This is a genomic window from Haloarcula sp. Atlit-7R, from assembly GCF_003666065.1.
Classification (GTDB): domain Archaea; phylum Halobacteriota; class Halobacteria; order Halobacteriales; family Haloarculaceae; genus Haloarcula; species Haloarcula taiwanensis.
This window is the reverse complement of sequence record NZ_QXIK01000010.1, coordinates 1-18,562: the sequence shown is the minus strand read 5'-3', so window position 1 is coordinate 18,562 and position 18,562 is coordinate 1. Positions and strand designations below refer to the sequence as shown.

The 18,562-nt window shown below is 57.8% G+C and carries 15 protein-coding genes and 1 tRNA gene; 12 read left to right on the top strand and 4 right to left on the bottom strand.

The genetic code is table 11. The annotated features are described in order from the left end of the window. Position 1: 1 nt before the first annotated feature. The 9 genes from D3D01_RS16835 (at position 2) to D3D01_RS16795 (ending at position 9,622) form a co-directional block, all read left to right on the top strand. Positions 2-1,684, top strand: coding sequence for an NADH-quinone oxidoreductase subunit D (locus D3D01_RS16835; protein ID WP_121513054.1), 1,683 nt, complete (start codon positions 2-4; stop codon positions 1,682-1,684). Beyond that, entirely contained in the window at positions 1,684-2,724 is a 1,041-nt protein-coding gene (locus D3D01_RS16830; protein ID WP_121513053.1) for a complex I subunit 1 family protein, read from the top strand. The genes D3D01_RS16835 and D3D01_RS16830 overlap by 1 nt, the downstream gene beginning before the upstream one ends. A 46-nt stretch (positions 2,725-2,770) precedes the next feature. Continuing rightward, positions 2,771-3,232 (top strand): NADH-quinone oxidoreductase subunit I, encoded by a 462-nt coding sequence (locus tag D3D01_RS16825; RefSeq protein ID WP_004518194.1) that lies wholly within the window; start codon positions 2,771-2,773, stop codon positions 3,230-3,232. 281 nt (positions 3,233-3,513) lie between these two features. Next, positions 3,514-3,783, top strand: a complete 270-nt coding sequence (locus D3D01_RS16820) for an NADH-quinone oxidoreductase subunit J (RefSeq protein ID WP_121513052.1) — start codon at positions 3,514-3,516, stop codon at positions 3,781-3,783. Continuing rightward, positions 3,780-4,136, top strand: a complete 357-nt coding sequence (locus tag D3D01_RS16815) for a proton-conducting membrane transporter (protein WP_121513051.1) — start codon at positions 3,780-3,782, stop codon at positions 4,134-4,136. The genes D3D01_RS16820 and D3D01_RS16815 overlap by 4 nt, the downstream gene beginning before the upstream one ends. Then, the gene (gene nuoK, locus D3D01_RS16810) at positions 4,133-4,435 is read left to right on the top strand and encodes an NADH-quinone oxidoreductase subunit NuoK (RefSeq protein ID WP_004518191.1); all 303 of its coding nucleotides are present in this window, start codon (positions 4,133-4,135) and stop codon (positions 4,433-4,435) included. The genes D3D01_RS16815 and nuoK overlap by 4 nt, the downstream gene beginning before the upstream one ends. Before the next feature lie 3 nt (positions 4,436-4,438). After that, positions 4,439-6,535, top strand: a complete 2,097-nt coding sequence (gene nuoL / locus D3D01_RS16805) for an NADH-quinone oxidoreductase subunit L (RefSeq protein WP_121513050.1) — start codon at positions 4,439-4,441, stop codon at positions 6,533-6,535. After that, on the top strand, positions 6,536-8,071 hold the full coding sequence (locus D3D01_RS16800; RefSeq protein ID WP_121513049.1) for a NuoM family protein: 1,536 nt from the start codon (positions 6,536-6,538) through the stop codon (positions 8,069-8,071). Further along, positions 8,072-9,622, top strand: a complete 1,551-nt coding sequence (locus D3D01_RS16795) for an NADH-quinone oxidoreductase subunit N (RefSeq protein ID WP_121513048.1) — start codon at positions 8,072-8,074, stop codon at positions 9,620-9,622. 20 nt (positions 9,623-9,642) lie between these two features. Here the strand turns inward: D3D01_RS16795 and D3D01_RS16790 are convergent, their stop codons facing one another. Beyond that, positions 9,643-10,590, bottom strand: a complete 948-nt coding sequence (locus tag D3D01_RS16790; protein WP_121513047.1) for an MBL fold metallo-hydrolase — start codon at positions 10,588-10,590, stop codon at positions 9,643-9,645. Between the two features lie 148 nt (positions 10,591-10,738). Between D3D01_RS16790 and D3D01_RS16785 the strand changes: the two genes are divergently transcribed. Together D3D01_RS16785 and D3D01_RS16780 are read left to right on the top strand one after the other, a co-directional pair. Continuing rightward, entirely contained in the window at positions 10,739-11,008 is a 270-nt protein-coding gene (locus tag D3D01_RS16785; protein ID WP_121513046.1) for a hypothetical protein, read from the top strand. 48 nt (positions 11,009-11,056) lie between these two features. Beyond that, positions 11,057-11,131 (top strand) — tRNA-Val (locus D3D01_RS16780). 496 nt (positions 11,132-11,627) lie between these two features. Here D3D01_RS16780 and D3D01_RS16775 read toward each other — a convergent pair. Next, complete coding sequence (locus D3D01_RS16775; protein WP_121513045.1) at positions 11,628-12,482, bottom strand: hypothetical protein; 855 nt, start codon at positions 12,480-12,482, stop codon at positions 11,628-11,630. After that, positions 12,479-12,991, bottom strand: coding sequence for a hypothetical protein (locus tag D3D01_RS16770; protein WP_121513044.1), 513 nt, complete (start codon positions 12,989-12,991; stop codon positions 12,479-12,481). The genes D3D01_RS16775 and D3D01_RS16770 overlap by 4 nt, the downstream gene beginning before the upstream one ends. Before the next feature lie 180 nt (positions 12,992-13,171). Between D3D01_RS16770 and D3D01_RS16765 the strand changes: the two genes are divergently transcribed. After that, positions 13,172-13,402 carry a helix-turn-helix domain-containing protein gene (locus tag D3D01_RS16765; protein WP_121513043.1) on the top strand — a complete coding sequence of 77 codons (231 nt, stop codon included), beginning with the start codon at positions 13,172-13,174 and terminating at the stop codon, positions 13,400-13,402. Between the two features lie 1,863 nt (positions 13,403-15,265). Here D3D01_RS16765 and D3D01_RS16755 read toward each other — a convergent pair. Further along, a complete protein-coding gene (locus D3D01_RS16755) occupies positions 15,266-17,896 on the bottom strand; it encodes an Eco57I restriction-modification methylase domain-containing protein (RefSeq protein WP_233563451.1) in 2,631 nt (876 codons plus the stop codon). Positions 17,897-18,562 lie beyond the last annotated feature (666 nt).

Sequence of the window (18,562 nt, the reverse complement as noted above, 5' to 3'; positions counted from 1 at the left end):
CATGAGTTTAGAAAAACCATCACGCGATACGGCGCTCGATGTCGGCGTTACGGAGGACGGCCTCGATTACGACGCGCTCGCGGACTTGCTCGGGGGCCATGTCCTCGACCGCGAGGAGCACGTCAACGCCGAGGGGTTCGTCATCCGTCCCGACGAGGTCCAGGAAGTCCTCTCGACGCTGAAAGAGGAAGCTGGATTCGACCACTGCGCCTGTGTCACAGCACAGGAGTACGACGACCGGTACGAATCCATCTACCACCTGCGGAAGTACAACGACCCGACACAGGAACTGTCGATTGTCGTCCCGTCGCCGAAGGACGACCCGCACAACGAATCGGCCGCGCGCGTCTACGACACCGCGGACTGGCACGAGCGGGAGGCCTACGACCTGGTCGGCATCGACTACGACGACCATCCAGACCTCCGGCGCATCCTGCTGCCTGAGACCTGGCAGGGCCACCCCCTGAGTCAGGACTACAATCAGGATCAACCACAGATCGTCTCACTGCGCGAGCACGCGAACCCGTTGAAAGACGACAAGCGCAGCGAGGACGACCCGGACACGATGTTCGTCAACATCGGCCCCCACCATCCGGCGACCCACGGCGTGCTCCACGTCGAGACGGTGCTTGACGGCGAGCAGATCGCTGACCTCGAACCCGACATCGGCTACCTGCACCGCTGTGAGGAGCAGATGTGCCAGCAGGGAACCTACCGTCACCAGATCATGCCGTACCCGGACCGGTGGGACTACATTTCCGCTGGGATCCTCAACGAGTGGGCGTACGCGCGCGCCGCCGAAGACCTTGCGGACATCGAAGTCCCGGAATACGCGCAGGTCATCCGGACGATGTCGGCGGAGATGTGCCGAATCGCCTCCCACGAACTCGCGCTGGCGACGTTCGCGCTGGACGTGTTCGGCGACTTCACCGCCGTCTTCCAGTACGGTATCCGCGACCGCGAAATCGTCCAGAACCTGCTCGAAGATCTGACCGGCCAGCGGCTGATGTTCAATTACCTCCGGCTGGGCGGGGTCGCCTGGGACCTGCCCGAGCCCCGCGAGGAGTACTTCGAGAAGATCCGTGACTTCCTCGATGACCTCCCGCACAAGCTCGAAGAGATCCACGACCTCGTCACCGGTAACGAGATCTTCCAGATGCGGTGTGTCGACACCGGCGTCCTCTCCCCGGAGCAGGTCAAGCAGTACGGCGCGACCGGCCCCGTGGCACGCGGCTCCGGCGTCGACTACGACATCCGGCGCGACGACCCGTACGGCTACTACGACGAACTCGACTGGAACGTCGTCACCGAGCAAGGCGGCGACAACTTCAGTCGCGTTCTCGTCCGCCTCCGCGAGGTCGAAGAGTCCGCCCGCATCATCGAGCAGTGTGTCGACCTGCTAGAGCAGTGGCCGGAAGACGACCGCGAGATTCAGGCCAACGTCCCGCGGACGCTCCGCCCGGACCCCGACAAGGAGATATACCGCTCCGTCGAGGGTGCGAAGGGCGAACTCGGCATCTACATCCGCTCGGATGGGACGGACAAGCCGGCCCGGTTCAAGATCCGCAGCCCGTGTTTCTCGAACCTGCAGACGCTGCCGGAGATGTCCCAGGGTGAGTACATCCCAGACATGATCGCCTCGCTCGGGAGCCTCGACATCGTCCTCGGGGAGGTGGACCGGTAATGCAGTCGGCGCCGTTACCGGAAACGCTCGCGAACCTGCTGGGGCTGGATCCCAACAGCACGGCCGTGATGATCGTGCTGAGCCTCGTCGGGGCCGGACTCATCGGGACGCTCATGATGACGAACACGGCGCTTGCCGGCCCGTGGGCGAAGCGAAAGATTACGGCCGCGTTCACTGACCGTATCGCCGTCGACCGGATCGGCCCGTACGGGCTGTTCATTATCGTGGCTGACGCCGTTCGCCTGCTGTCGAAGGAACTCATCGTTCCAGAAGGCGTCGACCGACCGGCGTGGGACCTCGCGCCGCTGATTATCGCCAGTACCGCGCTGCTTGGCTTCGCCGTGATTCCGATGGGGAACGGCATCCACCTCGCTGACCCCGAAGTCGGGCTGGCGTACGTGTTCGCCGTGGCTTCGACCACGTCGATCGGTCTCGTGATGGCCGGCTACGCATCGAACAACAAGTACTCGTTCCTCGGCGGGCTGCGCGCCGTCGCGCAGAACCTCGCCTACGAGATCCCGCTCATTCTGACGGGCGCGTCGGTCGTCATCTTCGCCGGCTCGCTCCAGATGAGCGAAATCGTCGCGGCCCAGCAGCAGTCGCTGGTCGGCCCGCTGCCGTCGTGGTACGCGTTCGTGAACCCGTTCGCGTTCGTCCTGTTCATGATCGCGAACCTCGCGGAAGTTGGCCGGAACCCCTTCGACATCCCGGAAGCGCCGACCGAGATTGTCGCCGGCTACCAGACCGAGTACTCCTCAGTGTACTTCGTCCTGATCTACCTCGGGGAGTTCATCCACATCTTCCTCGGTGGGGCGATCATCGCCACGATCTTCCTCGGTGGACCGGCCGGTCCGGTCCTCCCGGGCATCGTCTGGTTCCTCATCAAGATCTGGGGCGTCTTCCTGTTCACGCAGTGGGCCCGCTCGGCGGTGCCCCGCGTTCGGATCGACCAGCTTATCGAGATCGGCTGGAAGGGAATGCTGGTGCTCTCGCTGGCGAACCTGCTGCTGACTGCCGTTATTGTCGGGGTGACCGTCTGATGACGGCCACACGAACCGACCCGCGAGCGACCGGAGGTGACCTGTCATGATTGGAATCCTGAAATCAATGGCGACGACGATGAAACACGCCCTCGACGGGGAGACGTTCACGGTGGAGTACCCGGACGTCGCCCCCGAGGTGAGTCCCCGCTTCCGCGGCGTCCACAAGTGGAGCCAGGAGCGGTGTATCTGGTGTCGGCAGTGTGAGAACGTCTGCCCGAACAACACCATCCAGATCGTGATGGACGAGCAGCGCAACGGCGAGCAGTACAACCTCCACATCGGCCAGTGTATCTACTGCCGACTGTGCGAGGAAGTCTGCCCAACCGACGCGATCCTGCTGACCCAGAACTTCGAGTTCACCGCGGACACGAAAGACGAGTTCGCCTACGACAAGGAGCAACTCAAGAACGTGCCGTGGTACAAGGATATCGACCCGCTGGAGTCCCGCGAACCCGACCGGGGCGCGTGGATCGGCGAGGGCGACGGCGAAGTGGATTACCAGTAATCCCTTTTGCGACGGATTTTATCGGGCTTCTCTTAGGACAAGCCTCGCGGCTCCTTCGTCCGTACGTGCCGAGGTGACGTGCTGCTCAGCGAGGCTGGCTTTCCAGTAGTACTCCCAGAGTAGACTGTCTCAATCGCCCGAACCCATCTAGATACTGATGCGTATTCTCCAGAAGGACAGAAGTGCCCCGAAATATGGGGGCCATACCGGCAAACAGTGGCTCTACTGGCGAGACGAAAGAGGAATCTTCAAAGGGACGCCGCAAAGAGTCTCCAAGTAAGATGGCACTGGCAGAGTCAATTGCGTTCGCGCTGTTCGCTATCGTAACGGTGAGCAGCGCTGCGGGCGTCGTGTTAGTCCGGGACGTCTGGCACTCGGCGCTGTTACTGGGCGTGTCCCTTATCAGCGTCGCAGTGTTTTACGTCATGAACCAGGCGGCGTTCGTCGCAACGATGCAGATCCTGGTGTATGTCGGCGGCGTCCTCATTCTCATCACCTTCGCGGTGATGCTGACCCGCGAGGACGAGTCGGTGATAGAGGTGACACCATGACCACAAAGCCCGAACTACAGACGGAGGGGAGTTTCGTCGCTGGACTGGCCGCAATCGCCCTGTTCGTCGTCCTCGGTGCAGTGTTCATGGGCGTCTCGTTCCCGGCACCAACAGGATTCGGTGAGGGCGCATCAATAACAAAGAGCCTCGGTGCGGCGATGTTCGACATCGAGCCGGGATTGTTGGTCGGCGACGCGGCCGTTCCCGCCGAAGGCTTCCTCGTGGCGTTCATCCTCATCGCCGTCGCCCTTGACGCGGCCCTTGACGGCGCGCTGATGCTAGCGAAACGCGATGACGAAGAAGAGGGAGTCGTTGCCGATGGCGGCACCCACCACGGAGGTGACGACTCGTGATTCCTGCTGAGACGTACCTCCTCCTGTCGGCGGCCATATTCTGTATCGGTCTGTTCGGCATCCTCACCCGACGGAACGCGCTCATCTTCCTGATGTCCGTCGAGCTGATGCTAAACGCTGCGAACATCAACCTCGTCGCGTTCTCGCTACAACACGGGAACCTCACCGGACAGGTGTTCAGCCTGTTCACGATGGCACTTGCCGCCGCAGAAGTCGCCATCGGAATCGGTATCATCCTGGTCCTGTACCGCAACTTCACAGACGTGGACGTGACGAAGGCGACGACGATGAGGTGGTAACAGATGGCTGCATTCACATACGCTCCGGCGATTGTCCTGCTGCCGTTCGTATCGTTCCTCGTCGCGCTGTTCGCCGGCGACCGCATGCCGAAAGGCGGCGCGTTAGCTGGCATCACTGCGACGGGCGGGTCGCTCCTGCTGTCGATCTGGGTCGCGCTGACGGTGGCTGGCGGTGAAGTTCACAACGAGATACTGTACACGTGGACCGCAAGCGTCGAGTCGCTCCGGCTGAACTTCGGCCTGCTGCTCGACCCGCTGTCTGCGCTCATGCTGCTTATCGTCTGTCTCATATCCTTCCTCGTCCACATCTTCTCGCTCGGCTACATGAACGACGAGGGCGAGACCGGTCTCCCGCGCTATTATGCCGGGCTCGGTCTGTTCACGGCGAGCATGCTCGGGTTCGTCGTCGCCAACAACCTCCTGATGGCGTTCATGTTCTTCGAGCTGGTGGGCCTGTGTTCGTATCTGCTCATCGGCTTCTGGTTCCGTCAGGACGGCCCGCCGAGCGCCGCGAAGAAGGCGTTCCTCGTCACCCGCTTCGGTGACTACTTCTTCCTCATCGGCGTCGTCGGCATCTTCGCCACCTTTGGGACCGGCCTCTTCGCCCCCATTACGCAGGGCGGCGAAGTAGTTGCCGAGAGTTTCCCGATGCTGGCCGAACACGCTATCGTCGACGGTGAGGTCGAAGGTATCGCGATGCTGGAGACGGTCGGCATGGGACCACAGGCCTGGTTCACTGTGCTTGGCCTCCTCGTGCTGGGCGGTGTGGTCGGTAAGTCCGCGCAGTTCCCGCTGCACACGTGGCTGCCTGACGCGATGGAAGGTCCGACGCCGGTCTCGGCGCTGATTCACGCAGCGACGATGGTTGCAGCCGGTGTGTACCTCGTCGCACGGATGTACGGCTTCTACGCGCTCTCGCCGACGGCGTTGGCCGTCATCGCCCTTATCGGCGGCTTCACCGCACTGTTTGCGGCAACGATGGGCCTGGTCAAACAGGAAATCAAACAAGTACTCGCGTACTCCACCATCTCCCAGTACGGGTACATGATGCTCGCGCTGGGGTCGGGTGGCTACATCGCCGCTGTCTTCCACCTGACCACCCACGCCGTGTTCAAGGCGCTCCTGTTCCTCGGCGCGGGGTCGGTCATCATCGCCATGCACCACAACGAGAACATGTGGGACATGGGCGGTCTGAAAGACCGGATGCCAGTGACCTACTGGACGTTCCTCGCCGGCTCGCTCGCACTGGCCGGTATCGTTCCGTTCGCCGGCTTCTGGTCCAAGGACGAGGTGCTGTACGAGGCACTCATCCACGGCTTCGGTACTGAGGGCGGCCTCGGAACGGCCTACCTCATCGCGTACGCGATGGGGCTGCTGGCCGTGTTCTTCACCGGCTTCTACACCTTCCGGATGGTGTACCTGACCTTCCACGGCGACGCCCGCTCAGACACTGCACGCGACCCCGAGCCCGTCCGCTGGAACGTCAAGGGCCCGCTGACGGTCCTTGGCATCCTCGCCACAACCATCGGGTTCATTAACATGGCCCCGGTCAAGAAGCTCACCGGCGCGGAGATCGACTTCCTACACAAGTGGCTGACCGGGCCCGACGAGGGCGGCTGGCCGGCCCTTCTATCGACGGACCTACACCACTACGAGGAACTGCTCCACAATGTGCCCCACGTCGACCCAGCGTATCCGCTGGGTGGTGAGACCGGGACGCTGCTGGTTTCAGCAACCCTCTCACTCGGGCTGGCACTCACCGGCGTGCTCGTTGCTCGGAGCCTCTATGCCGGTGCCGACCCGGTCGAGCATACGGACAAGCTTGGCGGTCTGAAGACGCTACTCATGCACAACTACTATCAGGACGAATATCAGGTGTGGCTCGCGACGGGTGTCACCTACCCGCTCGCCCGTGTGATGAACAAGTTCGACCAGGGTGTCGTCGACGGTGTCGTCAACGGCATCTCCAGCGTGAGCCTGTTCGGCGGCAGCCGCATCCGACGCATCCAGTCCGGCGTCGTCAGCAACTACGCGACGCTGCTGACGCTTGGACTCGTGCTCTTGCTTGCTGCCTTCGGCATCATGGGAGGGTGGTTCTAGATGTGGGTCGCTGCGCTTCTGCTCGTGACCCTGCTGGGAACCGGTCTCGTGTTCCTCTCGCCTGACCGGTACGCCGGAAAGCTCGCCGCTGCCGTCAGTGCGGTGCCAGCGCTTGGCAGCCTCTACATGTACTGGGTGTACCTCACGCAGTACGGCGGCACGGGGAACGCCCTGCTGTCGCCCGCCGACATCGCATTCGGCCAGCAGATCCCGTGGATCACGCTGGGTGAACTGGAAGTGTCGTACTACGTCGGCCTCGACGGCATCAGCATGCCGCTGCTCGCGCTGACGACGGTCCTGACGACGCTCGCAATCGTCTCGGCGTGGACGCCCATCGACGAGCGCCAGTCCCAGTTCTACGGATTGATGTTGTTCATGGAAGTGAGCCTCATCGGCGTGTTCTCCGCGCTCGATTTCTTCCTCTGGTTCGTCTTCTGGGAGGGCGTCCTCATCCCGATGTACCTGCTCATCGGAGTCTGGGGCGGTCCGCGCCGGAAGTACGCCGCCATCAAGTTCTTCGTCTACACGAACGTGGCGTCGCTGATCATGTTCGCGGGCCTGTTCGCGCTCGTGTTCAGTACTGGTCTCACGTCGCTGTCTCTGCCCGCGATGGCTGAGGCGTTCCGCACCGCGAGCGGACTCCCGACCATCGCCGGCGTCAACCTGATGACCATCTCCTTCATCATGATGTTCTTCGGGTTCGCGGTGAAGGTGCCAGTCTTCCCGCTGCACACGTGGCTCCCCGACGCTCACGTCGAGGCCCCGACGCCGGTGTCGGTTATGCTGGCCGGGGTCCTCCTGAAGATGGGGACCTACGCACTGCTGCGGTTCAACTTCACGATGCTTGCGGACACAGCACGGGCGCTTGCGGTTCCGCTTGCAATCATCGGCGTCGTCAGCGTCATCTACGGCGCGATGCTCGCGCTTGCACAGCGCGACCTCAAGCGCATCGTCGCCTACTCCTCGATTTCGTCGATGGGGTACGTCATCCTGGGTCTGGTCGCGTTCACGCCCTACGGCATGGGCGGAGCGACCTTCCAGATGATTGCCCACGGCCTCATTTCGGGGCTGATGTTCATGGCCGTCGGGGTCATCTACAACACGACACACACGCGCATGGTCGGCGATATGTCCGGCCTCGCGGACCGTATGCCCTGGACGGTCGGCATCTTCGTCGCCGCCGCCTTCGGCTACATGGGCCTGCCGCTGATGGCCGGCTTCGCCGGGGAGTACTTCATCTTCCAGGGCTCGTTCAACGCACCGACGCTCGGTGGGGCGGCACCCGTGCTGACCTCGCTGGCGATGTTCGGCATCGTCATCGTCGCCGGCTACCTGCTGTGGGCCATGCAGCGTACGCTGTTCGGCGCCTTCAGTCTGGAAACCGACTACGAGGTCAGCCCGGCCGCGTTCCACGACGTCGCGCCACTGGCTGTGTTGCTCCTGCTGGTCATCGCACTCGGTGTCGCGCCGGACCTCTCCTTTGGCATGATACAGGACTCGATATCACCGGTTCTCGAAATCGGAGGTGGTGCATAGATGGTCGCACTCCCTGACTGGATGGCGCTTGCCCCGGCACTCTCGCTGGGCTTTGCCTCCCTAGTCTTGTTGCTGTCGGACTCGGTTAATCCGGACTCGACGAACACGGGGCTGCTGGCCGGTATCTCGGCGCTTGGCTCCCTGGTTTCCTTCGGCTTCGCCGGCTGGTTTATTACCGCCGGTACCGGGATGGCGAACGGCACCGGTGTCGCGCTGTTCAATGACCAGCTCGTCGTCGACCAGATGGCCCTGTTCTTCATGGCCATCGTCGGTAGCGTCACGACCTTAGTTGTGATTGCGAGCTACGACTACATCGCCGGTCACAACTATCAAGCTGAGTTCTTCTCGCTTGTGCTGCTGTCCGCGACCGGGATGAGTCTCTTGAGCGCGGCCAACAGCCTCGCAACGGCGTTCATCGCTCTCGAACTGGTGTCGCTGCCGTCCTACGCACTCGTCGCCTTCCTCAAACACAACAAGGGAAGCGTGGAAGCCGGACTCAAGTACTTCCTTATCGGCGCGGTATCTTCGGCGGTACTGGCCTACGGCATCTCGCTAGTGTACGCCGCGACGGGCGTGCTTCGATTCGACGGCGTCGCAACAGCCATTTCCAGTGGCACGATCCAGACCATCTCCGAGGGGTCGATACAGGCCCAGTCCGGTGAGCCAGCCGTCCCGATGGCTATCCTCGGCGTCGGTATCCTGATGATCATCGGTGGCGTCGCGTTCAAGACCGCCTCCGTGCCGTTCCACTTCTGGGCACCAGAGGCGTACGAAGGCGCACCAGCACCGATCTCGGCGTTCCTCTCCTCGGCGTCGAAGGCCGCCGGTTTCGTGCTGGCGTTCCGTGTCTTCGCTGTCGCCTTCCCCATTGGCGACCTGCTCGCCGCTGGTGGAGCGATCAACTGGGTGATGGCGTTCCAGATCCTCGCCATCGCGACGATGTTCATCGGGAACTTCGCCGCCGCGACTCAGGAGACGGTCAAGCGGATGCTGGCCTACTCCAGCGTCGGCCACGCCGGCTACGTCCTCATCGGCCTCGCCGCCGTCTCTGGCTCCGGCGAGGGACTGAGCCTCAGCCTGAGCGCCGGGATGTCTCACCTGCTCGTCTACGGCTTCATGAACACGGGCGCGTTCCTGTTCATCGCGCTGGCCGAGTACTGGGGCGTCGGCCGACGCTTCGAGGACTACAACGGCCTCGGCAAGGAAGCGCCAGTCGCCTGCGCGGCGATGACGGTGTTCCTCTTTAGCCTCGCCGGCCTGCCTATCGGCGGCGGGTTCTTCTCGAAGTTCTACCTGTTCTCGGCGACCCTCAACGTGGGCGCGTGGTCGCTGGCCGCCGCGCTTATTATCAACAGCGCACTCAGCCTGTTCTACTACTCCCGCGTCGTCAAGGCGATGTGGATCGAAGAACCGAACGGCAGCCGGACCATCGAGTCCTATCCGATGGGACTGTACACCGCCGTGGTTGGTGCCGCGGTCGTGACTGTCCTGCTTGTCCCCGGCTTCAACCGCGTTTCTGAAATCGCGTTCCAGGCCGCGCAGTTGCTGTAAGCGCGGTTCGACGCGTCTTCTTACGCCGACTCGTAGACGAACACGCCGCCGCTCTCGCGTTTCTCGACGCGGCCAGTGACTTCGAGTACGTCCAAGTGACCGACAGCCTCGCTCATCCCGGCGAAGTACTCCGTAGCTGGGAGGTCGCCGAACAGCGCTGTCATCACGTCGCTAGGCGTCGTCGCGCCGCTGGAGACGATGTCTGCGACCTCTGCGGTACGCTGGTCGTGTTCCGCGAGGATGTCATCGATGCGTTCCCGCGGTGATTCGACTGGCTCGCGATGGCCAGTGAGAAAGCGGTCGTGACCCTGCTCACGGAGCCACCGTAGCGAGTCGTTGAACGCCGGCAACACCCGCGGCCGCGTCCCGCTCTCGTCGGGCACCTGCAGGAACGGATTGGGCGTGATGTCGCCCAGCACGTTGTCGCCGACAATCGCTTCACGACGACCCTGCAAATCGTACGAGAAGATGATTTCGCCCGCGGAGTGGCCCTGCACGGTGTCGATGATTAGTTCTGTGTCGTCGACGGTGACGGTGTCACCGGCTGTGAGCGCGCGGTCGGTGTCGACACTCTGGGCATATGGCAGGAAGGCTTCCGGTAACTGTGTGACCGTTTCGGCAGTCTCGCGTGAGACACCGCACCGCTCGAAGAAATCCGCAAAGTAGGACTGTTCGGTGTGTAGTTGCGCCGCGAAATCACGCATGATCGCTGCCCCCGGTTCGCTGGCGAGGACACGCGCCCCCCGCTCAGCGAACCGGTTTGCCATACCGAAATGGTCCGGGTGCGGATGTGTGACTAGCACCTGCTCGATGTCACCCGGTGACAGTTCGCGCGCTTCGAGCGCCTCGATCAGACGCGACCACGCTTCCTCACTGTCGGGTCCCGGATCAACAATCGTTCGACGCGCGATGTATGCATTGACTGGCCCGACCTGAAACGGCGTCGGAATCGACACCCGTGTGAACATATCGCCTCGTTGCAGGTGGCGGCGCAAAACAGTTCGTACCCGCACGACACGTTTACTATCGTGGGCGCTCGCTGTCCCTCGGTTAGCCGTAGTTCTGCACTGTTTTCCGGGCACAAGAGATATATTCGTCCTTCGCGTAGGGACAGATATGAACAAGCACTTCGAAGACGCACGGTACTACCTGAAACGCGCCGGGGAGACCGCTACCAAAGGCGTCAAAGAAGAACTCGAACCGGTCGAGGAGCGGTTCCGCGAACTCACCGGGAAGGAGGAAGAGCCCGAACCCAGCCGGCTGGAGGCCGTCAAGACCGACCTGAAGGAGCTACAGGAGAAAGCCGAAGGTGAGGCCGAGGAGGCGATTGCCGACGCCCGCCAGAAAATCGGGGAGTACCGCGGCAAAAGCGAGACGGAAGCGTAGACGGAAAGCAATTCTTAAGGGATGCGCTCGAATAGAGTCGAGTGCGTCGGGTTGGTGATCTAGTCCGGTTATGATACCTCCTTCACACGGAGGAAGTCGGCGGTTCGAATCCGCCCCAACCCATCAAACTACTTACAACTCTTGAAGGACAGCGGAGCGGAGCCGTCCTGCGGTTTTGGGTCAAGAGTGGATTTGATTTCATGCAGTCAGCACTTCTTTTCGTCCGAACCCGGTGACGGGACGCGGTTCAATAAGAAGGACATGCCCAAGGTCCTAGAATCTTTCCCTTGTTCAGCGGGTGCGAAATCAAAATCGCTCCAATGGTGGTCCTAAGTTACGCCGGTGGAACTCTGCTGTCACGACGGAATCTTGTTCACCTCAAAAACCCAATCTATTCGTTGGCGATGACTCTCTCTGATTGGTCTTCAAACCCGACGACAGTCCCTATTCGCCGATACTGTTCTTGATTTGGCTTGAGTAGTTAGGTCTCCTCGAATACAGGAGGAGAAACCACTGAACTCTCCCACCGTTCCAGACCTCGATAAGGGCGCGAGAACCACCATCGCCTGACTCCAGCCTACCCTTCCGAAGAACTACACCTCAGGGAGAGTCTACAGAGTTACCGCCAATCTTTGAAGTCCATCTGGCGACTCTCGTCTTCCTTCCCTTCGAGTACGTCTGCACCATGTCGGAGGAACGCTATCAGGTCCCTGATTTCGCCGTCGTCATCTCCCCCCTTTTCCAGCCCCGCTGCGATGTCTCTGGCCTCGTCAGCGGTGTAGTGTGCTGACTCTCCCCGACACGATACCCTGATGCCATCATCCTCTATGGTGGCAGTGACGCGTTCGTCAGGGTTGTCTGCTTGGCGCTGAGTCAGCAGGGCTTCATACAACTCCCGCTGAGGGATTTTCTTCCTCAGGGGACGAGAGTCTGTTTCAACTCCGATAAGGCTCCGTCGAACCCGGTTCGCTGTCTGCGTCTGGCCGTCAGCAATGAGGTCGGCAATCAGACGGAACACGCGGGCCATTGGAACCGTACCACTCTCGCGGATGTCAGTCGAGTCCACCTGCGGGCCAGCGACCTGCTGGACATTTCCCTCTGCGTCCACCTTCACGCGGGGAAAGTCCCGGGGTTCGTGGCGGTCTTTTGGGTTGGCAGGGTGATTCTTGCGGCCCGCCGTCTGGCCGAGATGAATCATTAGACCCTGCACGCCAGCAAATGTCTCGGAGCAGTACGGGCAGAGGCGTGCGTGTTTCTCGTTGTCACGCTCTTCGGGATAGTCCATCTCTACTTCGCGCTCCCCGACCGTTTCGAGGTTATCGAGAGAAAGGTTGTCCGGAACCTCACCCTGCGGCCCGTGACCATCGCCACTCGAACGCATGATGTGAAGATTGACACCGCGCGCGAGCGGCGTAGCGTCACAGCCTTCGACCGGACAGCGCACGGTGCGCTCGTCGTTGTGGTGATTCGTCATTGGTTCACCTCAAAGCAGTCGAAGCAGGGAAACGCTTCACCGTGGGGACCGTCACAACGAGCGTCACCGTTCGGGCAAGCGTCCGAATCGTCGGCGATGGTTGCAGTCCCACCGTCTGTTTCGAGTTTGTCTGCTCCGGTCGTGACGCCGTCAGTGTCAGACAGCGATAACCCGGCTGCGGAGTTATCGATGTCTACAGCGGCCTGTAGAACAACAGGGCCGCCGACCGTGGCAAGTGCCACTCGGTGCTTGCAGGCGTGTTGTTCGTCGTAGCGGTCGGCCTTACACTCGCACTCAGACGGAATGAGAACCCCACCACGGTCTTCGACGCCGACGAGGTACGAGTGGTCGTCTTTCTCGAAACCGTAGCTGGCGTTGGTCACACGGACGAGATGTGGGGCTTCTACGGAGAACTCGAAGGCTTCCCATCCAACGCGCTTCGAAGTCTTTGCGCCGAAATTCAGTTCAGCAACGATGCTCTTATCAGCCGTCGTAGTACTATCTTGCATTGGCTTTCTGCTGCCCAGAAGGCCACTCGTCCGGTGTATCAGCACCGGGCGTTTTCCGAACCACAACGCCCCGAGGGTCGGGCGACCTTCTACCAATAATCTCGTAGTTACTGGATATAAGTCTTTCCCATTAACCTCGAAGTCAGAGGAATTATACTGCGCCCGCTCGGACATACGCGCATGGAGCGTGAGCGTGACGATAGCGGGCAATACACTGAGCAGGTAACGCTTGAGAGTGTGATGTCTGTCTTCGAGAACACAGACTTGCCTGTGCTAACTGCTACAGAGGTAGCCGAGGAATTGGACTGTTCCAGAGCCAGCGCTTATAACAAACTGGAGGAACTGGTTGACCGGGGAGCCCTACACAAAAAGAAGGTTGGGGCGCGGGCTGTCGTCTACATTTCGATGTGAAAGTCGCAATAGACGAGCGAGTCCCACCCGAGAACTGACAAGCAAAACGGGGTGCATGGATGCGCTACAGTAATATTTCGTTCGAGGTTGCAACACCGGAGCCACCCCCTCCCCCATATTGTTAGTAACCAGCCGCGTTCAAAACTGAGTAGATTTTGTCAGGTTTTCGCGGGAATTAGTCCATTATCACTGAATCGGGGTTCTGGTAAGACTCAATTGAGGAAGTTTTTAGTACCTTGAAGATTCATGTTAATACAGCAGTTCCGGACTCCCTAAAGTAACCATCGCCCAGCTCGTTCGACACCATCTTATAGGTCACTCGTCAACCCATAGAGACTTGTCTACGAGTCCACAGGTGGAACCGTTCTCGTCAAAGCTATCAGCCAACGATAGTCATGGGTTCATCTCCGATAAGCCATCGGAGTCCGTTCTGCCATCAATTCATCAATGAGTACTCAAACCCGCATCAAGGAAGCCAGCGAGTCAGTTCAGGAGAAGGGGTTCAGTATCACCTCAATTCCGGTACAAAGATTCACGGACTGGAACGGAGGGGAGGCTGTTGCTCACAAGCCTGAGAATCGCCGTGACGACGTACTACTTGACCAGCCCACAATGGAGATGGGAAACCGGACTGAACTTGCCTATGATGCACCCGGCGTGTCACTACCTTCGATGTCCCACAGTATCAATGGTAAGTCCCTCTATCACCGGTTAGACTCTCATAATCGAGATAATTGGTGGCAACACCGGGAAGATTCTACAGTCTCTAAGAGTGCTGATGACGAGTTTAAACGGTATTTCATGTTCGCCTTCGGATGTGAACTGGGACTGAACAACCTCCAGAACATACGCGCGTTCCGCCAACTCATGCGCTTGGACCTACGACGAGGAACTGGCCGAACGGAGCTAAATGGCTTCATAATTTGTTCGCTCGTTGCCAATAAGGACGCTGAAAAGTACGGTTCTGAAAAAGTGTACCATCCGCAACGGTCAGCGGAGAACAACGATGACGCGTTCCAACGGTTGGAAGACGCACTGACAGGGAGGTTCCCCAGAATTACGAAATCGAAGCTAACGAAAGTCTATAACAAGCTGAGTCAGGGGAACCCACCAACACGCAGTCGGTCGAAGTGGAAAAGGGTAGTCGAGCAAGAGTCAAAAACCACTGATAGTTCTTCAGCCAAGCCGGCATCATACGACCCTCGACCCGAAGCAGATGAGTCTAACTGACCCCCCTATAAAAAGGCCCGCACACTATGTTAGGTGTGGAAGGTTCAAATTCGCTGTTCAGACACCGATAAGGTCGCTTAAGTGAGCAGCGAGGTTCATGGAAGGGTTTACAGAATTATTTCCATCAGTTTACTTAGTGTAATCTACACGGCGACTTATCGCGGTCTGAACTCGCGGTCTTGACTACCGGAGTATGAGACGCTACCGGACGCCGCTTGGTCAGCAACAATAGCGTCTCGTAGATGGTCTGATGGTTAAGATGCATGACTTCCATCGAAGTTTCGCTCTGGAACAGTAATCGAGAGCGTCTGACCTTAGGGTTACGCCAGTCAAAGTGTGGGTCTACACCGAAACCCAACCATGGAGGCTCGGACTACTCTCGGCAGAATCTGGCTGACCTCTGGCCCGCCTTATCGCGGTCGAAAAAGGGAATGTTGGTTCTGACGGACACAACCGCAAACTCATTGGAACTCTGTGCGATTCTGTCGGTCATTCTGACCACCGTACAGAGCCATCTGCTTGAGGACAGCAGGAGGATTGCGGGGTAACAGCGTGATTCTGTGAAACGGAACAGGCTCTTAACGCAACCCAGCGGTCCACCACGGCGACCTCATCGCGGCTTTCCCCGCCGAGTTACCAGACCTCTAAGAACTCGTCAACGACTTCCACGTCATCGTCATCGAGGTCGTACACGTCACGGAGAATCACATCGTCAAGTTCGGCCTGCAACTCTTCGGCCTTTTCTTCCAGTTTCGTGATTCGGGCCTTGTCAGATTCGTATTCGCCCATGAGGGCCTGCACGTCGTCACGAGTCGGAACGTCCATGTTCAGAATCTCCATCCGACCGAGCCGCTTATCCTGTGCCGTCAGCAGTTCAAAGACGAAGTCACGGACAGACTTGCTTTTGAAGTCAATCGTGTGACTTTGTTTCATTACGACTTGATAGACTTTCTCGGAACTGACCTCCATCTTGTTATTAGTCCGAATCGGACCTTGTCGATAGTCATCATCATCAAGGTCAACAGAGTCTGAAAGGTCGAGAATAGTTGACTCATCTCCGTAGTCCGTCGTATAGTTCGTGATTTTTGAGGTCTTGTATGACAACTCCGTTACTTGCTCTAATGTGTCTCTAATTTCTTTTGCTAACTGAGCGACTTGTTTAGAGTATCGACTATTTCGTTCAACTGGAAGTGGCTCAAGGAAAGTTTGACCGTAGGAATAGTGCTTGTCATTGAAGATGAAACTAATATGTTTGTGATAAAATTCGGTAAGTTTTGAGTTCATCTGACCACCGAAGAAGAACGTGTCTTCATCAGACTGAGCAACTGTATCTTTGAGGTGAATCCCGTATCCACCAGCCGTTCCTCCCCCAACGAAATAATATCTCCCGTCTGTATCAGGAACAAACGACGGTTCCTGTCTCAGAACTCCCACCATTATTTTGTCTGGTTCGAATTTTTCGATGTTCTGTTTTCGGCTAAACGCCCACCACTGCTCTTTATCTTGCCACTTACCTCCTTCTCTGCTTTTCAGATTACTCTCATGTTCTTTGAAGAATTCCCATGCGTTCGGATATTTATTCTGCAACTTGTCTTTCGTCAAGACATCGGCGTCACCGGCTGTAACTTTGTACGGGAATACTACCCAGAGTCCACTCCAATTTGTTTTCCACCGTTCAATCTCTTTCCCCTTGAGAAGCCGGCGAAGAATATCTTTTTCTACGGGATAGGGTTCATCACTCTCAGGCGGGTCGAACAAGACTGTGTTATCATCCTGCTCACCAACAATTTCACCTACGAATAATTTGTCACGACCGGTAATGATGCCTTGGAATACATTATCCGTTACTTCTTCAAGCCTTGCGTCACATTGAGTCTCAATTTTATCGAAGACCTTCCGTTCATCATCTGGCATTGGTTTCCAGATAGGAAGTTTGTCTTCATTGTCCGTCGCTAATTTTGCTTGTGGATATTCAAACAGTTCGTAACCCTCTGCATCCGCAGGCGTCTGCCATCCGTCAAGATGGGTGATTTCGTCTAAGACGCCATCGTTCTTTTCGGCAAACCGCGCACAAGATACCTGATTCCCTTCTACTGTCTCCTTGCGGTCAATAGTCACGATACACGGGTACGGGGTCGGGACATCAAAGACATCAGCCTCTTTGAAGTCCAGAAGACTCGTTATCGGCTCCTCAACCAACTGGTCACGGATGGCCTTCGCATAGTCTGCCATCACGAGTCTATCGGGACAAATGTATGCTAACTTTCCATCGTCAGTCAGCCAATTCACACCACGCTCTATGAACGGAACATAAATATCGAAGTTCTTGATTGCGCTTGCATAGTGGGATGAATAGGTGTCTTTCATACCACTAAGATTTTGAATCCGTACGTACGGCGGATTTGCTACGACAATGTCGAACTTCTCTTTATCCTTGATTTGGTCTACAGCGTTCCTGTCTTCCAAAAATGCCTGTGCCCGACCATTATATTCCTTAAATTGCTCAAGCCCAGATTGAACTATATCAGCCTCCGAACTTCCTGATTTCTGTTCACGGAGAGTCGGTGTTAGAGTGTCTGCAACATGAATCTCAAACCCGTCCATTGTGTAGTTCGGGTTCTGTTCTGTTACTTTATCGTATAGGTCAATAGTTCGGAATAGTAGATTTAGTTGTGTGATATGAGCGGCGAACGGATTGATATCTACACCATAGACGTTCTGCTCAACCCTCTCCAGTATAGTACGGGCTTCATCAGGGTTTAGCCTGCGAACGGTCTCTCTATCAAACTTGTCTACATAGTGTTGAATAAGCCGTTCTGTGACCTCTGTAAGGAACGTCCCGCTTCCACAAGCAGGGTCAAGCACCTGTTTCTGCCCGATATCATTACTTGGATGGTAATCCACAGAGTCCAACATAAACTGGACAACTTCAATCGGGGTGTAGTACTCACCCAGTTCTTTCCGCTCTTTCTTCGGAAGGTAGTCTTCGTAGACGTGTCCAAGGATGTCACGGTTTACATATTCGAAGTCGAAGCGATTCAACCGCTTCAAAACGGTTCCAAGGGTATGGTTGAGACTATCTTCGAGGTCGGCTTGTTCCCGCTTTTCTTCCTTATCGAACCCCGTACGCTTGTCTCGGCTTACCCACCACCAGTCAAAGATACCGAGTTCATAGAGGTCCGGGTAGTGGTCATCAATATCGTCGTAGGTGTCTATCAGTGCCTCAAGATATGGGCGTTCATCTCTGTCCAAAGCGTCAGCCATCCCGCGAGACGAGAGCCGAGTCTTACCAACGATTTCTTTATCTTCTGCAATCCGTGCGAATAACGCTCGATTCAGAATAATGTAGGCAGTCTCTCGACAAAAGGCATCTTTGGCATTATCACTCTTCCCGGTGTACTCCCGCCAATCTTTCCAGTCGGGAAACGTTGAATCAAGGAATGAGCGGGGATACGAGCCTTCTGGACGTTCACGGTAATTCTGGAAGAACCGTTTTAGTACGTCCGTCAGAACGTCAAGAGAGTCCTTGACTGCGTCTAAGAACAATTCGTACCCCTCATCATCTGTACCGGGTTGGTACTGAACTGGAACCTCTTGATATGTCTCTCGGAAATACTCTGCATCTCCGAGGTCAACAAACCGGCTGTGGTGGAGGTATTCTAACTCCGCAATAGCGTCTTGCTGTCCGTCAGATAGGTTTTCGAAATCGGTCCCCGCAACGGTGTCAATATCGAAGTCGTCAATGACGCTGACGGCTCGGTTGTCGCCGTCGTAGTCATACAGTCGGAACTCGTGACCATTGGCATCCGTTCTAGTTTAGTGGAGAATTCTGTCGCTGTCTGCTGATTAGATATCGTCGCAACTACCCGGTTGAGGAACCCGGTGGGAAGTGTGTACTCTCCACCGGACTCGGTAGTTGTTGACCGAATT

Excerpts from the sequence above, each read along its gene's own strand:
- D3D01_RS16835 (WP_121513054.1), top strand. The coding sequence starts at position 2 with ATGAGTTTAGAAAAACCATCACGCGATACGGCGCTCGATGTCGGCGTT.
- D3D01_RS16830 (WP_121513053.1), top strand. The coding sequence starts at position 1,684 with ATGCAGTCGGCGCCGTTACCGGAAACGCTCGCGAACCTGCTGGGGCTG.
- D3D01_RS16825 (WP_004518194.1), top strand. The coding sequence starts at position 2,771 with ATGATTGGAATCCTGAAATCAATGGCGACGACGATGAAACACGCCCTC.
- D3D01_RS16820 (WP_121513052.1), top strand. The coding sequence starts at position 3,514 with ATGGCACTGGCAGAGTCAATTGCGTTCGCGCTGTTCGCTATCGTAACG.
- D3D01_RS16815 (WP_121513051.1), top strand. The coding sequence starts at position 3,780 with ATGACCACAAAGCCCGAACTACAGACGGAGGGGAGTTTCGTCGCTGGA.
- nuoL (WP_121513050.1), top strand. The coding sequence starts at position 4,439 with ATGGCTGCATTCACATACGCTCCGGCGATTGTCCTGCTGCCGTTCGTA.
- D3D01_RS16800 (WP_121513049.1), top strand. The coding sequence starts at position 6,536 with ATGTGGGTCGCTGCGCTTCTGCTCGTGACCCTGCTGGGAACCGGTCTC.
- D3D01_RS16795 (WP_121513048.1), top strand. The coding sequence starts at position 8,072 with ATGGTCGCACTCCCTGACTGGATGGCGCTTGCCCCGGCACTCTCGCTG.
- D3D01_RS16790 (WP_121513047.1), bottom strand. The coding sequence starts at position 10,590 with ATGTTCACACGGGTGTCGATTCCGACGCCGTTTCAGGTCGGGCCAGTC.
- D3D01_RS16785 (WP_121513046.1), top strand. The coding sequence starts at position 10,739 with ATGAACAAGCACTTCGAAGACGCACGGTACTACCTGAAACGCGCCGGG.
- D3D01_RS16775 (WP_121513045.1), bottom strand. The coding sequence starts at position 12,482 with ATGACGAATCACCACAACGACGAGCGCACCGTGCGCTGTCCGGTCGAA.
- D3D01_RS16770 (WP_121513044.1), bottom strand. The coding sequence starts at position 12,991 with ATGCAAGATAGTACTACGACGGCTGATAAGAGCATCGTTGCTGAACTG.
- D3D01_RS16765 (WP_121513043.1), top strand. The coding sequence starts at position 13,172 with ATGGAGCGTGAGCGTGACGATAGCGGGCAATACACTGAGCAGGTAACG.
- D3D01_RS16755 (WP_233563451.1), bottom strand. The coding sequence starts at position 17,896 with ATGGCTGACGCTTTGGACAGAGATGAACGCCCATATCTTGAGGCACTG.